Origin of the sequence: Enterococcus sp. DIV2419 (assembly GCF_051711865.1) — a bacterium.
Classification (GTDB): domain Bacteria; phylum Bacillota; class Bacilli; order Lactobacillales; family Enterococcaceae; genus Enterococcus; species Enterococcus faecalis.
The window spans coordinates 66,550-82,700 of the sequence record NZ_JBIONS010000001.1 but is presented as its reverse complement, the minus strand read 5'-3'; the positions used below and the strand labels follow the sequence as shown (position 1 = coordinate 82,700).

Below are 16,151 nucleotides of genomic sequence, written 5' to 3'. Positions count from 1 at the left end.
TACTATTACCTTAATACAATTTTTTCTTTTTGAAAAATATTTGAGCACATAAAATAAAAAAAATATTTTTAATACTCATTAAGCGAAATTTTTGGCAAAATTATCTAAAAGCTGATTTTATTTTTCAAAATAGCGTTTAATTGACCTTTTTTATCAACATTTGTTATTGACATATGATGTCCAATTCGCTTAAATAAGAAAGAAGCCCAACAGGCAAAAACAAAAATATTTAGAGATAATTGAGGAGTTACCGCCAATGAGAAATGTTTTACAAGACTACTTAGATGAACATTCCTTTCGAGTCGTTGTAAAAAAGAAGAAAAATTATTTAACTTATGAAGGACTGCAAGATCGTTATGCCTATATTTTAAAAAGTGGCATCATCAAAACTAGCGTTATTTCCAAAGACGGTCGTGAATTTAATTTACGTTATATCAACAATTTGGAAATTGTTTCATTGCTACGTGATGAATATTCAGAATTTATTGATGCACCTTTTAATATTCGCATCGAATCTCCACAAGCAGAACTTTACCAAATCGACCGTGTTCAATTTTGGCGGGATATCAATAATAGTAAAGACTTGCAAATGTATGTCAAAGAATACTATCGGGACCGTTTAATGCATTCCATGAAAAAGATGCAGCAAATGTTGATGAATGGCAAATTTGGGGCCGTTTGTACACAAATCTATGAAATGTACGATTCATTTGGCGTAGAAACAGAGGAAGGTATTTTAATTGATTTCGTGGTGACCAATGAAGAAATTGCACATTTTTGTGGGATAACTTCTGCTAGTAGCGTTAACCGGATGATGCAGCAACTAAAAGAGTTAGGGGCAATTGAACTACGTAACCGCAAAATTTTGATTAAAGATTTAGATATGATTAGAGATAACATTATTGTTTAACATCAGCACCCCCCGCAAGTTTGACCTTGCGGGGGGTGCTTTTTATTTTTCAGTGACAATATTCAATGGAAACTGACCTTTTTCTAAATTAAATGTCCGACCAGCCGTCAGCTGAAGCATTTCTTTTTTCATGCCTTCCGCCAAACGTACATCGCCAAAGCTTTCAATCATATCAATAACGGCGATTACTTCTTTATAATATCTCATTTTGCCAGTGTACAGATAATACGTAAGGTTTTTTAAGTAACGTAAGTTAAAATGAATATAGTAGATCTCAGCAGGAATCGTGGTAACACTCACTAGCGCTAAATATTCCCGAGCTTTCGCATAATTTTTCTTATAAAGTTCCCCAGTAATGATATTTAGGTAAAAACCATAGGCGACATTTAATGTTTGGGTATCACGTAATTCAGCATCTTTGACAGGAAACATCTGCTCAAGAATCTGAAGGACTTCATTTTCAGAAAACAAGGCGGCAGGATTAGTCACCATTTGATAATCGTAGTATGTATAGTAGCTTTTGCTAGAGATAAGCGCGAGAATTACCATTCGATCGGTTTCATCAAATTCTGGAATTTCCTCCCAATCATTACTAAACGTTAATTTAATATCTGTATAAATAGACATTTCCAACGCATTTTTATGAGGATTGCGCTCTAATTGATAAAAATAATGAATGAGATTCTTTTTTTCACTTGTATTGTTCAACCCCAGTTGACAACACTCAATTTGATGTTTGACTTCTGAAGAAGCCATGATTCTCGTATCAGATACCATAAAAAAAAATTCATTAAAAGTAATCCCCAATGACTGTAATGCCGTCATTAAATCCTCGTAACTTAGCTTGGCTTCACCAATTTCGATTCTTCGATAGGTTTGTTTCCCCTTTTTTGGCAAAACATCTTTCTGAGCAATTTTTTTCTTTTTTCTAAAATATTTTAGAGCACCTAGCACATCCATAATATCCCCCTTTTATAATAAAAATAATATTAAATATTATTTTTTTATTAACTTAAAGATCCAACAATACCTGTACAAATTAAACAAAATCAGCGAAAACATTAATAAATATTTCAAAATATTCTTTTTTATTATTTCCGTAATTATAATATCGTAATATTTTGATAATCATAAAAACTTATATACTTAACTTCCCTTGAAAAAACCAAAAGAAATGTTCTATAATAGAAGTCAATATAGCTAACAGAGAAGGAGGTTTTGCATATGTTTGGTTTTGATATCAGCTTATTCCTTATTACACTATTCCGTTAAACCCACTCTTCATTAACCATTGTACAATCAATTTCGTTGAATATCTATTTCATTTTTATTAAATAACATTTTTAATAAAAGTACATATCGTTTATTTTTAGATATTTTATTTAATTATTTGAAATATATTTATTTAAACAAATAAATTACATTTAATTAAATCAGAGGGAAACAGATTGTAGCAAGTGAAGAAAAAAAATAGCTCTTGAGAGATATTTTCTCAAGAGCTGTTTTTCTATTTTATTTCAAAAGCGGTTTGCGTTGTGGGGTTATTACTTAATAAGGTGTTTTTATACAGTAAATAGTACGCTGCCGCTGACCAACTAAAGTTTTTCGTACTTAGGCCCTTCCCTGTCAGTGGATCATAATTTTCATGAATAGGTCCTTCTCCCATCAATCCTTCGGCATGTAAGAAGAGTTTTTGTGTCATTTCTTTTGCTTCTTTTGTATAGTCATAGTTTTGAAGAGCTTCTACACCAAACAAGGCTTGATCAAGCCAAACTGGTCCCCGCCAATATTTCGTTGCAGCAAATTTTTCATTGTCTTTGGATGCCGTTGGGAATGGCATAAAGGTATTGAACATTTCTTGATTCATCATGTTTTTCTTAACTGCCGCCGCCTGTTCTTTGGTCGCTACTTTTGCCCAAAGCGGCAACCAGCCTTCTGTTCCTTTGCCACGATTGACTAACAATTTTGTTTTCGAGCCGTCTTCATTTATTTGTAAGTCATAGAAGAAGCCTGTTTTTTCATCAAACATATTTTCTTGAATATATTTTTTTAGTTTCTTCGCTTCTTTTTGATAGTTCTTATAGTCCTCTTTTTTGCCTAGTTCTTCTGCTATCGAAGCTAAATAGCCCTTTTCAGCGTAGAGATACGCATTCAAATCCACTGATTCTTGATTAATTGAATACCCCACTACTTTTCCTTTATTTTTATTTTCAAAAACTTTAACTCCATCATCGCCTTTGCCCACACCTTCTTTGTCAAACCGTGTAGCGTTATCCATGCCACTTTCCCACGCGGCTGCTTCAATAACAGCATCATCGTCCACTTTAGGTTGGCCATTTTTATCTTTAATGATTTGATCCTTGTCGTCTTTTTGCCAGTGGGCATCACTGACCATGCTTCCATATTCTGCTATCCCATTTTTATTGTGGTCTCTGTTGGTATACCACCAATTATGATAAGCCACAAGTTTGGGATACATTTCTTTTAAAAATTCCTTGTCTTTGGTTTCTTGATAAATATGCCAAACTGCCCATGCAGCCAATGGTGGTTTAGAATTTCGTTCATTCCAGTTGCCACCTTCACCACCACGCGCACTGTCTTGATTGTAAAAGACAGCATCAATGATCGCTCCTGCATCTTGTGGACGTACGGTATCATCTTTTTGAATTTGATAATCAAACAAGGCCCGCATATTATTTTTAGCTAACTCGGGATTAAAATCAGCCGTTGCTACATCCGCTTTCCACGAATCCCAAGCCCACATACCAATAAACCATTTATAAGACATGGACGGAACAATCCCGTCATGCTTAAAGGCACCTGCCGCACTTCGCCAATTGGTATTAATCGTTTCAATCGATTTGACTAGCGCATTTTGATATTCAGGAAATTCTGCTGTTTTCTTTTGATCAAACGTTTTATCTAGATATCCTTGCCATCTTTGCTTGTTCTCTTTGAAATAGCGCGCCGCATTTTTGGTATATTCGGGTGCTTGTTGTTGTTCCTTTGCCTCTTCTTCTTTTGTAAAAGTATAGCTTTCTGTCGTATAGGTGTTGTACGTTTGTTTAGGCTTCAATTCAATTGGTTCAGCGGTTGCTGTATAATTCCGATTATCAATTTTTGTTGAAACTTTATCCGCATGATGAATCGTATATTTTGTGTCTTTCGTAGCAAAATAATTCCACGTTTCTCTGACTTCACCAAAATTCACTTGAATATCATTGTCTTTAGCAGTTAAACGAGTGCCAATATCTAAGGTTTCCGTCCCCTCTTGAATTTTGTCAAAGACCGCACCTGTCCAGCTTGCTTCAAGTGACAAGGGCTCTTCACCAGTGTTTTCAAGTGTCGTTTGGACAAGCGCCGTTCGATTGCTGACAAAAATTAAAGCTAAATGAATCGTTAGATCGTCTAATTCATAGGTTTGCTCTAGGCGCCCAGGATAATAAGACAGGTCCATGCGGTTGCTTTGGCTTAAATCATAGGTTTCTCCCGTTTTTTTATTTTTGACCGTTAATTTGTTTAAACTTGCCGCCAAGTTTACTGGATATTCTTCCGCAATAATCAATGGCCCCGCAAAACCACCCAGTAGCTCTTTATTGCTTTTTTCAGGTAAATAGTAGCCATGCCATGCACCTAAATCAGAAAAATTATTAAAATAATTGGTATCGTATACGCCATTCGTCCGTTCGGTTGGTGATGCACTCACATCTAAAACATTTGCAAATTCATCAACTTTTGTTCTTTCAACACTTGCTTGCACTTCCCCGCTTAACGCAAAACAGCTGACTACGGTGATTCCTAACGCTAACCAAGTAGACACCCGTTTCTTTTTTGATAAACCCTTCATAAAACCCCTCCTATAAAAATGATAGCGCTTTATACACTGATTTATTATCAGCAAGGACTATGCCAAACGGAGTGTATCCCTTTTTATTATTGAAAGATTCAACTTTCTCTAGAAAAAAAGCGACCGTATCGAAGTGTATTGATCAAAAAATAACGAGTGTATCGATAGTGTATTTAGTTTATGCTTGATTCTGTTTTATTTTCGTAGCTTCCACAAATTTTTCAGTAATTTTTTGCGGTCGTGTAATAACAGATCCCACCACCACGCTATAAGCACCTAGCTCCAGAACACGTTGGACTTTTGCTGGCGTATCAATCATTCCTTCTGCAATAATTGGTGTAGTAAAATGCTTCTTTGCTTCTCTTAACAGTTCAAAATCATTTTGTTCAATCCGCTGATTTTCACTTTGCGGCGTATAGCCGACTAACGTTGTGCCAATATAATCAAAACCTAACTCCGCCGCTTCAATCATCTCTTCCAGCGTGGAACAATCCGCCATCCATTCTTGGTTAGGATACTTTTCTTTTATTCTTTTGAAAAATGTGGCTAACGTTTCGCCATTTGGTCGTTTCGAATGGGTTGCATCGAGAGCGATAATTTCTGGCTGAACAGCCATTAATTCATCTACCTCACGCATAGTTGCGGTAATATATACTTCTGCGCCAGGATAATCTCGTTTAATAATCCCAATGATTGGTAAATCAACCTCTTTCCGGATTGCTCGAATGTCTACCACAGAATTTGCTCGAATACCTTTAGCCCCTCCTTGTTTAGCGGCCAAAGCCATCTTGGACATGATAAAGGAACTATGCAATGGTTCGTCTGCCAACGCTTGGCAAGAAACAATTAATGCCCCTTTGATTTCTTCATTCAACATTGATCCCTCCAATTTAAAAGCGATTACAAACACAGTATACCTACAACAGCTGAAATATGCCACTCTTCCAAATAAGAACAAACGTTTCACGTGAAACAAAAGAAAGCAAGCGGTTAAGGCTTGCTTTCTTTTGACTTATTTTTAATTTTTACGACCCTCTAAATAATCATACCCAAAATGTGCATACGCAAATGGCGTTGCAATTCGTCCTCGCGGTGTTCGTTTAATGAAACCTTTTTGAATAAGATAGGGTTCATACATATCTTCCACCGTTTCGGTTTCTTCACCGATATTTACAGACAAGGTACTTAAACCAACCGGACCGCCGCCGTATAAATCAATCATTGTTTTCAACAATTTTTGATCGACATAATCCAAGCCTTGATGGTCCACTTGCAGTAAGGTTAACGCTTTGTCTGCAATCGCTCGGTCGATTTTGCCATCTGATTGGACTTGGGCAAAATCACGGACACGTTTTAACAAACGATTAGCAATTCGGGGGGTTCCTCTTGAGCGGCGCGCAATTTCAAAGGCACCTTCCTCAAAAATCTCCGTTTGAAAAATATCCGCGGAACGAAGAACGATTTCTTTTAAATCCTGCTCTTGATAATACTCCATGTGAGAAATAATCCCAAAACGATCTCGTAATGGCGCTGAAAGCATCCCTGCCCGTGTGGTAGCGCCCACTAAAGTAAAAGGCGGTAATGGAAAATGAACGGGATGTGCCGTGGTTCCTTGACCGACCATGATATCAATGTAAAAATCTTCCATTGCGGAATACAGCATTTCTTCCACAACTCGCGGCAAACGATGAATTTCATCGATAAATAACACATCACCAGGCTCTAATTCGTTCAAAATAGCGACTAAATCTCCCGCACGTTCGATGGCTGGTCCACTTGTGGTACGAATGTTCACATTCATTTCATTGGCGATGACCATCGCCATTGTCGTTTTCCCTAAACCTGGCGGACCATAAAGAAGGGTATGATCCAACGCTTCATTCCGATTTTTCGCCGCTTCAATATAAATCGTTAGTTCTTGTTTTACTTTGTCTTGACCAATATATTGTGCTAAAAATTGTGGACGTAACGATTTTTCAATTGAAGCTTCTGCTTCTTGACTTGCAGCTGAAAGCAACCGTTCTTCTTCTGTCATCGTTATTCCTCCTTAGCGTTTCATCATGAATTTTAACGCATTGCTTAAATAGACATCTGTCGTGGTCTCACCTAACGCTTCCAATTGCTTAGTGATACGCTTAATCTCTCGGTCACTGTAGCCTAGGGCACTTAATGCTTCTAACGCTTCTGCCAATGCTTGATTGCTTGTTGTCACCACTTCGGTTGCGGTCATGGCCGCCACCGCTGCTTCGGAAGACTCTAATTCGCCTAGTTTTCCTTTTAAATCTAAAATCATTTGTTGGGCTGTTTTCTTGCCAACACCTGGGAACTTCGTTAAATATGTAACATCTTCCCCTTCAATTGCATTGATTAAACCACCATGATCAGCCACAGAAGCCATGATAGCTAAACCACTTTTAGGGCCAATTCCAGAGACACTGATTAATTTTAAGAACAATTGTTTTTCTTCTAAACTGCCAAAACCAAATAAAAGTTGTGCATCTTCCCGCACGACTTGGTGAAGATATAGTTTAATGTCCGTATCCATTTTCCCTGAATAGCGATACGGGTTATCGACTGAAATCTGATAGCCAATGCCATTTGTTTCAACGACAATATAGTATGGGCTAACAAACGTTACTTTTCCAATAATATATTCGTACATGTTGTCACCTTTCCAATTGCTGATTGCGTACATATGTTCCATTTTACTTGATTCATTTATTTTAAGCGATATCTTCATCGTTTGCAAATATTCCTATGAGCAATCTATACTAATAGCCTGAAAACACTCTTTATAAAACAGCTTTCTATTGATGAAGCAAACAATAATTAATAACTAACAGAAGACAGATTAACACGCTCTCCCTAGTAGAGACAATAATTTTATGTACAACTCAATCTAATAATTCTATCTAGAAAGCTGTAAAAATTTAGGATTGATATTACTTTCAGACAAAACTAAATCATAATCTTCTGGGTAAACTTTTAAGTGCTGATCTAACGCAACAGATACCCCTGCTTGTAACCTTGCTAAAGCTACTTTATTATCCATCCATGTCAATGCATGAAATAGGGTACCTAAACAGGATATTCCTTTGCCTTTTCTATACTCTGCCTGAGTAATATTTGCTCGGGGATGAAAATTTTCACTATATCTAATAACTGCTTTAGCAGACCGATAGTTATACATTCGTCCACCATGTGCAGCTCTATTCCTATAACTATGACATAAAAAGATAATGTCAGTAAACATATTGGTAATCCCTTCATCCACGATTTCTTTAGGTATTCCTAGAATCATCGCTATAACTTCTTTTTTATTTTCACTTTTTTGTAATTTATAAAAATTAGCCAGGTTTCCAAATGTTGTTCCTTTTAACATAATCCAAGGTGGAACGTTTCCATGATAACCACGATAGTGTTTCATGGGTTCTATATCATCGTAGATAATCTTTTTAAACTTTGTAATTAGCTGATCAACTTTATATCCTTGTCCGTTTTTGTTTTTCTTTCCAGTTTGATAATGACGTCTATTCAAATAGTCTATTTGTTGTTCACCTATATTTTTACTGACAACGTAAGAAATAGCTGCTCTTACATACATCTCAACATCACATGTCGCATCAATTACAGATGAAGTTATTGTTTTGTCCATCATAAATAAAGAAAAAATATGATCAAATGTACTGTTTTCTATAAAACATTCTTCTTGATGGTCAGTTATTTTTTGCTTTTTTTCCAAAAGGAAGTCTTTATAGCCATTGATAATCTCATAATAGCCATAAAAAGATAATTTCTTTTTTGCATTTTCTTTATCCGAGAAAACCAATCCTCGAGCTTCCAAAATAGCTAATTGTTCATCTAACGTTTTAAAAGGCTTCATATACTGTTCTCCTATTAATTAGCACAAGAACGTCTATTAGAAAAACTAATAGACGTTCTTGGTTAGCCGCACAGCAGCTCTTCTTTAAGGTTATCTCTATGCTATCATTTGTTTTGTAGCTAGTCAATAGCCCAATTTTCTAAAGAAAAAGCTTTTTATACTAAAAAATACAATACGTTGTATAAAAACAGAAAAAATATTAAGTATATTTCTATACATTGGCCAAAAAATCAAAATGCACACAGCCATAGCGGAGAATTTTTTCATTAAAGACCTTGGCTACATCTATTTGTTACTTTTCACTCACTAGGGAATTAAAAAGTGCGTACTGTTTTTTTTGACATGCTTGCGTAATAATAGCGGTAGCTTCAAAAAAATAACCAAAAAGGAGACTACATACATGAAATTAAGTATCTTAGATCAATTAACGGTTCCTAAAAATCAATCAGCAAGCGACACATTACAAGAAGCCAAAGAGCTCGCTCAATTAGCGGAAAAACTTGGTTACACAAGAATTTGGTATGCCGAACATCACGGCTCAGACGCCTTTGCCAGTGCAACGCCAGAAATTTTAGTTGCACATATTGCTAGTGCCACCGAAAAAATTCGTGTTGGCGCGGGTGGCATCATGACCATGCATTATGCGCCATTTAAAGTCGCAGAAACGTTTAAAACGTTAGCAGCTTTATATCCTGATCGAATCGATTTAGGCATGGGCCGCTCGCCTGGCGGCAGCCCTTTAACTACGTTGGCGTTAAATAATGGTCAGCCACCACAACTAGATCAATTTGATAAATTACCTGAAATTTTACTCTTTTTAAGAGAGGAATTTCCTGAAGATCATTTATATTCTAAAATTTCAGCTGTTCCGCGGGAAGTTCTATTACCACAACCTTGGTTACTAGGTGCTAGTAAAGAAAGCGCACGTTCAGCTGGTGAATATGGCATTAATTTTTCCTTTGCGCAATTTATTCATGGACATTTGCCCAAAGAAGTATTGTCCGCATATTACAAGCATTTCCGACCAGTAACTGAACAACAAGAGCCGCAAGTGAGCGCTGCGTATTTCACTTTTGCCGCCGACACGAAAGAAGAAGCAGAATACCATGCGGCTAGTTTCGAGCATTATATCTTTGCCACCGAACATGGGCTTCCAAATAAATTTTTATCGCCAGAAGAAGCCCTAGCTTTCCCTTACAGTGAAATGGACAAACTGGTTTTAGAACAAAATAAACAACGCTTTGTCATTGGCAGTAGCCAAGAAGTTGCGGAGTTTTTCCACCAACAAGAAGAACTAGGGTTGACAGAAGCAATGCTAATCACCCCAGGTTATGACAAACAAACGCGCTTTCAATCGTTTGAACGCCTAGCAAAAGAATTATTATAGAAAGGAAATGAGAAATGTTAGAGGTTTTAAAAAGAATTAATACGCTTGCACAAAAAGAGCGTGAACAAGGTTTAACATCTGAAGAACAAGCTCTTCGTGTCGATTTGCGACAAGAATATTTGCGGACCATTCGTGAACAATTCAATAAAACATTAATGGGCGTCACTATTTATGATCCTACTGGTGAAGATGTGACCCCAGAAAAATTAAAAGAAGAACAGCAGAAATATTTTGATTAAAAGAGACACAGAACAGTCGATTTGACTATTCTGTGTCTCTTTTTAACTACTCTTCTGTTACATATGTCCACTTATAATCATATTGTGCGCCAGCACCATGGGCAACGACGCCTTTCACTTCTTTACTGCGTAGATGGGCAGTCGCCTTTTGATAAAGTGGTGCTAAAGCGGTCTCTTCACCAATCAATAACTTCTCAGCCTTAACCATGTCTTCCCAACGTTTTTCAGGATCTGAAGCATCTCTTGTAGCTGAAGCCTCGATCAACTCATCATAGGCTTTACTTGAAAAACGCCCGCGATTATAGTTATTACCAGTAACAAAAAGGTCTAAGAAACTACTTGGATCTGCGTAATCCGCAGCCCAACCACCTAAGATTGTCTCAAAATCGCCGCGACTGCCTCGATCAATTCGAACTGAAAACGGCACTGGGCTCACTGTTACATCAATGCCCTCTAAAGTATCCTTTAACGTACCTTGAATATATTCCGCTAACTTTTTCGTAGAATCGACATCATCGGCAACAATATCCATTTTGAGTGTTGTTATGCCCAATTCTTTCTTCGCTTTTGCCCAATATTCTTTTGCTTTTTCTGGGCTATATTCAACAATTTTTTTATTTTCATCAGCAAAATCTTTGTCATCTGTCGGCGAATACGACATTCCTTCTGGAATTAAGCCGGTAGCGACTACTGAGCCGTCGCCTAAAATTTTATCTACTAATGCGTTGCGATCAATCGCTGCTGAAATTGCTTTGCGTAAATTCACATTATTATACGGTGAATTTTTATCTCGCTGATTAAATTCCAAATAGCTGGTTCGTGCTTCTTTTTCGATAACCAATTCTGGATCCTTCGCCATTTGCTGGGCCAATTCGCCACTTAAAATAACATCATCTGCTTGGCCATCTTGGAATAAGTTCAAGGCAGTTGGTGCCTCCTTAACAACATCAAAATTGATTTTATCTAATTTGACATTGTCTTTATCCCAATAGTTTTCATTTTTTTCCAAAGTCCAATTGGTATCTGAGCCAGCCCCTTCAAAGTTAGCTAAGACAAACGGACCATTATAGACTGCTTTTTCACTGGAAGCAGCGTAATCTTTGCCATATTTCTCTACGGTTGCTTGATGTTGCGGGAAAAATAGTGGAAAGGCCAGTAAATAATCAAAATATGGTGTTGGTTTTGCCAGTTTAATTTCTAGCTCGTAATCCCCGTTTGCTTTAATGCCTAATTCAGAAACTGGTTTCTTACCAGCTACAATATCTGCACCATTTTCAATCATTTCTAGAAAATAAGCATACTCAGCGCCAGTCTGAGGATCTGCTGTACGTTGCCAACTAAAAACATAATCGGCAGCTGTGACAGGATCACCATTGGACCATTTTGCTTCTTCTCTTAGTTTCACTGTGTACGTCAGACCATCATCACTGACTTGCACTTTTTCTTTAGCCCCTGCTGGTTGCGGCTTGCTTTTATCATCTAAACGATAAATTCCTTCATACGCATTATTCAGTGCCGTAAAACTAATTGTATCTGTTCCTAAAGATAAATCTGCAGAAGGCATTTCTTGTTGAACTACTACTTTAAATTCTTGTTTAGCAGCGGTTTTCTCTGATCCGCCCTTTGCTTTTTCGGCGCCAGCTCCCCCATCACCACCACAAGCAGCTAAAACTAATAGCGTTGTTAAACTTAACCCGATAAGTCCTTTTATACGTTTACTTTTCATGCCTTTCTCCCTTCACAGAAAAAACTCTTCATTTTTTAATTTTTAGAATATTCTTATAATACTAAAATTAAAAACAAATGGCAAGCATTAAAATAAAAAAAGAACCAATCCCGAAGGACGGTTCTTAAAAAATGACTAACTAGCTTTGTTACGTCGTTTATAAATATACCAGCCAGAAGAAGAAAGTCCAACGAACAGTAAACCATATAATGCAAGCGTTTCTGTTTCTGTACCTGTTTTAGGTAAAAAGCCGCCATACTTTTTCTTCTCTGTTACGGATGGATTGCTCTGTCTTGCTCCCGCTTGGTTTTGTTTATTGGTTGCTACTGGTGTTTCTGGTGTTGGTGTTGGATCTGGTTTCGGATCTGGTTTTGGATCTGGTTTTGGATCTGGTTTTGGATCTGGTTTTGGATCTGGTTTTGGATCTGGTTTTGGATCTGGTTTTGGCGTCTCTCCTCCACCGATTAACTCTTTGTAAGCTTCTTCCGAAATAGAAACAATTCGTTCGCCTGGGAATGGTTCTTTATATTGTGCTAAATCAATCGTCGTTGCTGCACGATACAACCGCAAGCTGGTTGCACTTTTCAAGTATTCAATTAAGACAGCATCTAGTGAAATCCCTTCTTCTCGTTCACCACCTAGCATATCGTAACCATCACCACCAGCAGCTAAGAAATCATTGGTAGCCATCCGGTATTGTTTCTTCTCATCCAATGGTTCAAACTTTTGTGTTTGTCGATTTTTAATTTCTATTCCTAATACGCGACTGCCGACAATCGTTTGTCCTGTTTCATTGCCTTCGTCACTAGCCAAGCGAGTACCTGGTTTTGTGGAATCATAGTGGATACGAATAGAGCTTGAAACATGTAGGAAACCACCATTTGCGCCAAGTTTTGGTTGGCCAGCATCATCTAGTAAAATTGTGCCATTCTCATCTTTTTGTGGAATCGAACGAACAGACATTTCAAACATTTCTTTAACTTGAGCACCGGTTACTTGAATTTGCGCAATGCTATTGCCAAAAGGTAACACAGCAATGACATCCCCAACTTTAATTGGCCCTTGTTTAATATCAGCGCGAATGCCGCCACCATTAGTTACTGCAAAATCAGCAGGTTGACTAAACGCGTCTTGGCCATATGACATAATCGCATCACCAATCAAATTCCCTAAGTTGGTCTCTCGTGTGCGCACATTTTCTCGTTGTCCATCCAATGTGAATGGAATATAATCGACAATTACTTTTTCATTTTCAGCGTTAAAATTCGTACGTGCTTCATCAACGATGGCTTTAACTGCCGGGTTTTCTGGCAACTCTAGCAACTCTGCTGCTGAAATCAATTTTGCTGTTTTCTTAGTTGGTTCACTCTCTGGTGCTGTGACGATCCCAACATTATTTAAATAATTACCTGTTTGAGCATAGATCACTTTGCCATAACGTTTGCCACTTTCGACGGCTGTATGCGAATGTCCATCAATCACAGTGATATCTAACTCAGGATATGTTTGACTAAGGGTTTCTGCTAGCGTATCACCACGCCAGATATGCGGCGTCGTTTCATCTACGCCTAAATGCCCAGTAACCACGAAAGCTTGAATATCCGCGTACTTCTCTTTAATTTCCTTAATCACTGCTTCTACTTCTGGAATCGGGTCTTTAAATGTCACCTTCTCCACGTTTTTCGGGTGTGTTTTCGTTGCTGTTTCTGGGGTCGTCACACCTACAATGGCAAACTTTTTCCCGGCTTTTTCTACGATTGTATACGGATCAAAAACCCGTCCACTGCCATCTTTGTAATACGTATTACTAGATAAAATCGGAAAATTCAGTTGATCTTTATAACCTAGTGCAATCTCTAAACCAAAATCAAACTCGTGATTTCCCACCGCCATGGCATCATAACCAACTTCATTCATTACTTTGGCCATATCCGCGCCTTTGGAGAAATTGGAGATTGGTAATCCTTGGAAAACATCCCCTGCATCCACCATCAAGGTTGGGTTTTCTTGGTCTTTAAAGGTTTTTAGACGCGCCATACCTAATTCGCCTTTCCCTGCTTCTAATCGTCCATGAACGTCATTTGTGTGCATAATGGTATATGCATTATCTAAATCAAAGCCCGCATTACGGACGTCTTGTTTCGTAATAGCAGCGGCGTTTGGTGTACGTCCATCAGGAGAAGTCGGAATTTGAAGAGTGCCGTCATTCACTAATTCGATTGCTTTGGCACGCCATTTTTCATCAAAATTTGTCCCAATAATTGACCAATTTCGTTCGATTTCTTGTTCTGGATCAAGCGTTCCTTTTTTCTTAATATAATCAACAATCATTCCTCGTAAGGTTTCTGGATCAGAATTTTTAATAGGTTCCCCTACTTGAATCCCTTGGCTAGCTAAACCGCCGTAACGATAATTATTCATAGCAATCGTATATTCTTTGGCAGGATCCAACGGTTGGCCGTCGATTTTCGCATCTACAATTCGTTCACCCACTGGTTTTGAAATGTCAATCTTGTAGTCCACTCCAGAAATCATGTCATAGTTATATACACGAATGTTTGGATTAAAACTAATGGTCAAATCATCTGGCTGTGTTTGGTTATAGTACGCCCCTTGTTTTTCTAAATACTTCAGTAAGTTTTCACCGTTAATGGGAACACTCACTAAGGTATTCGGGTATTTGTAGATATCAAAAATCGTGGCATAGGAAATCTTCCCCGCAGGTAATTTACTGTCGTATTTAAACAGCGCTGCCGCACTTAATTGTGCACCTGTCACTTCTTTTTGAACGTTATTAATTAAAGAAATCATCGCTGTTGGTTGTAATTGTGCTTCGGGAATTCCTTTAATTTCTTGTTTTGGTAAAAAATCAGCTGTTGCTGTGCCGATCTCCTCCTGAATAAACGCTCGCGTTTTTTCATGGTATTCTTTTGTCGCTGCCTTAACTGCTTCATCTGCTGGAACATTCGTTGTTGGTACAATCGTTGCTGTACCTTCTTGCACTTCCCACTTATCGGCATTTTTAGCAACTGAAAGATCAATCTTAACAACTTCTGTCCCTGTATCTTTCGGTCCCCCTACCGGTACAGTTTTTCCATTCGGCGCTGCTCCTTGCTTGGTAAAAGAAAGGTGGTCATGACCCAGAATATACGCATCAATCCCCGCGACATTTTCAATTACTTGGTCAGCACTGGCAGCCGGATCACTATTTTGTTGTCCCGCATGAATCGAAGCAACAATAATATCAGCCTGATCGTTAGTTTTCAACTCAGTAACTGCTTTTTCTGCTTCTTCTTTCAAAGGTAAAAAATTAAGCGAAGTAACACGAGGGCCATCCCACAAAGGAATGTGCGGGATTGTTAAGCCGATAATCCCAACTTTTAAATCTGGCTGCCCATCTTGATTAAGATCAAGTTCCTTCGTGGTAGTCCCTTCAACAAAACGACTACCATCCTTATTGTAGGTATTCGCAGACAAGATTGGAAAAGTGGCTTCTTTTTGAATTTTTTGGATTAACGGTAAACCAAAATTAAACTCATGATTTCCCAAAACCATTGCATCATACTTCATCACATTCATGGCGGTAATCATTGGATGGGTCTTTTCATTCACTAAAGGCGCTTTATTATACAAGTCATCTGTTAAAATAGTGCCTTGAATATTGTCGCCATTATCAATTAAAACGGTGCCTGCTGGGTTTTGTGCCCGGACTTGGTTGACGACTGTACTTACTTGGGACAAACCAACTGGTAGTTCTTTATCATCTTCATAAGACCAATTCCATAATTGACCATGAACATCTGACGTACCTAAAATTGTTATTTTTTGCGGCGTGCTCGTTTCTTCTTTTTCAGCGGTTGACGTTTCTAAATTCGTCGTCTCTGTTGGTGCCGTGGTTTCTTGTGACTGCTTGACACTGTCACTCGTAGCCTGATTTGGTGCTTCTTGTTTGATGTCTGTTGTTTCCTGTGTGATGACTGGTTCTTGTTTTCTACTTGAATCGGTGGTACTTGTTACTGCTTCTGAACTTTGTTGACTCGTTGTTTCTACTGCATATGCCGTACTAGTAACGCTTGGCGCTATCAACGCAACAGCCATTAAAAAATGCATGCCCCACTTCACTTTTTTAAAGCTCAACTTTTTCACAAATTTCCTCCTT

General features: G+C 37.9%; 11 protein-coding genes. 3 read left to right on the top strand and 8 right to left on the bottom strand.

Going from position 1 to position 16,151, the window contains the following annotated elements; all coding sequences use genetic code 11:
* Positions 1-256 precede the first annotated feature (256 nt).
* Positions 257-910 carry a Crp/Fnr family transcriptional regulator gene (locus IGI97_RS00345; protein WP_002356081.1) on the top strand — a complete coding sequence of 218 codons (654 nt, stop codon included), beginning with the start codon at positions 257-259 and terminating at the stop codon, positions 908-910.
* Positions 911-952: 42 nt separating this feature from the next.
* Here the strand turns inward: IGI97_RS00345 and IGI97_RS00340 are convergent, their stop codons facing one another.
* The 6 genes from IGI97_RS00340 to IGI97_RS00315 form a co-directional block, all read right to left on the bottom strand.
* Complete coding sequence (locus IGI97_RS00340) at positions 953-1,870, bottom strand: helix-turn-helix domain-containing protein (RefSeq protein ID WP_002356079.1); 918 nt, start codon at positions 1,868-1,870, stop codon at positions 953-955.
* A gap of 547 nt (positions 1,871-2,417) precedes the next feature.
* Positions 2,418-4,757: an alpha-glucosidase gene (ygjK, locus tag IGI97_RS00335; protein ID WP_438737762.1), complete on the bottom strand. Its 2,340-nt coding sequence runs from the start codon at positions 4,755-4,757 to the stop codon at positions 2,418-2,420.
* A gap of 178 nt (positions 4,758-4,935) precedes the next feature.
* Positions 4,936-5,634: an N-acetylmannosamine-6-phosphate 2-epimerase gene (locus tag IGI97_RS00330; RefSeq protein ID WP_129194281.1), complete on the bottom strand. Its 699-nt coding sequence runs from the start codon at positions 5,632-5,634 to the stop codon at positions 4,936-4,938.
* 141 nt (positions 5,635-5,775) lie between these two features.
* Positions 5,776-6,792: a Holliday junction branch migration DNA helicase RuvB gene (gene ruvB, locus IGI97_RS00325; protein ID WP_002381340.1), complete on the bottom strand. Its 1,017-nt coding sequence runs from the start codon at positions 6,790-6,792 to the stop codon at positions 5,776-5,778.
* A gap of 12 nt (positions 6,793-6,804) precedes the next feature.
* The gene (ruvA, locus tag IGI97_RS00320) at positions 6,805-7,419 is read right to left on the bottom strand and encodes a Holliday junction branch migration protein RuvA (protein ID WP_002361491.1); all 615 of its coding nucleotides are present in this window, start codon (positions 7,417-7,419) and stop codon (positions 6,805-6,807) included.
* Positions 7,420-7,665: 246 nt separating this feature from the next.
* On the bottom strand, positions 7,666-8,640 hold the full coding sequence (locus IGI97_RS00315) for an Abi family protein (protein WP_002410386.1): 975 nt from the start codon (positions 8,638-8,640) through the stop codon (positions 7,666-7,668).
* A 400-nt stretch (positions 8,641-9,040) separates the two neighbouring features.
* On the opposite strand from IGI97_RS00315, the gene IGI97_RS00310 reads away from it, so the two are divergent.
* Together IGI97_RS00310 and IGI97_RS00305 are read left to right on the top strand one after the other, a co-directional pair.
* Positions 9,041-10,027 carry an LLM class flavin-dependent oxidoreductase gene (locus IGI97_RS00310; protein WP_002356071.1) on the top strand — a complete coding sequence of 329 codons (987 nt, stop codon included), beginning with the start codon at positions 9,041-9,043 and terminating at the stop codon, positions 10,025-10,027.
* 14 nt (positions 10,028-10,041) lie between these two features.
* Positions 10,042-10,266, top strand: a complete 225-nt coding sequence (locus tag IGI97_RS00305; RefSeq protein ID WP_002356070.1) for a DUF896 domain-containing protein — start codon at positions 10,042-10,044, stop codon at positions 10,264-10,266.
* Between the two features lie 46 nt (positions 10,267-10,312).
* Here the strand turns inward: IGI97_RS00305 and IGI97_RS00300 are convergent, their stop codons facing one another.
* Both IGI97_RS00300 and IGI97_RS00295 read right to left on the bottom strand, forming a co-directional pair.
* Positions 10,313-11,992, bottom strand: a complete 1,680-nt coding sequence (locus IGI97_RS00300) for a peptide ABC transporter substrate-binding protein (protein ID WP_002361487.1) — start codon at positions 11,990-11,992, stop codon at positions 10,313-10,315.
* Between the two features lie 135 nt (positions 11,993-12,127).
* The gene (locus tag IGI97_RS00295; protein ID WP_438737758.1) at positions 12,128-16,138 is read right to left on the bottom strand and encodes a 5'-nucleotidase C-terminal domain-containing protein; all 4,011 of its coding nucleotides are present in this window, start codon (positions 16,136-16,138) and stop codon (positions 12,128-12,130) included.
* Positions 16,139-16,151: the final 13 nt, after the last annotated feature.

Coding starts and splice junctions, on each gene's coding strand:
- IGI97_RS00345 (WP_002356081.1), top strand. CDS start 257: ATGAGAAATGTTTTACAAGACTACTTAGATGAACATTCCTTTCGAGTC.
- IGI97_RS00340 (WP_002356079.1), bottom strand. CDS start 1,870: ATGGATGTGCTAGGTGCTCTAAAATATTTTAGAAAAAAGAAAAAAATT.
- ygjK (WP_438737762.1), bottom strand. CDS start 4,757: ATGAAGGGTTTATCAAAAAAGAAACGGGTGTCTACTTGGTTAGCGTTA.
- IGI97_RS00330 (WP_129194281.1), bottom strand. CDS start 5,634: ATGTTGAATGAAGAAATCAAAGGGGCATTAATTGTTTCTTGCCAAGCG.
- ruvB (WP_002381340.1), bottom strand. CDS start 6,792: ATGACAGAAGAAGAACGGTTGCTTTCAGCTGCAAGTCAAGAAGCAGAA.
- ruvA (WP_002361491.1), bottom strand. CDS start 7,419: ATGTACGAATATATTATTGGAAAAGTAACGTTTGTTAGCCCATACTAT.
- IGI97_RS00315 (WP_002410386.1), bottom strand. CDS start 8,640: ATGAAGCCTTTTAAAACGTTAGATGAACAATTAGCTATTTTGGAAGCT.
- IGI97_RS00310 (WP_002356071.1), top strand. CDS start 9,041: ATGAAATTAAGTATCTTAGATCAATTAACGGTTCCTAAAAATCAATCA.
- IGI97_RS00305 (WP_002356070.1), top strand. CDS start 10,042: ATGTTAGAGGTTTTAAAAAGAATTAATACGCTTGCACAAAAAGAGCGT.
- IGI97_RS00300 (WP_002361487.1), bottom strand. CDS start 11,992: ATGAAAAGTAAACGTATAAAAGGACTTATCGGGTTAAGTTTAACAACG.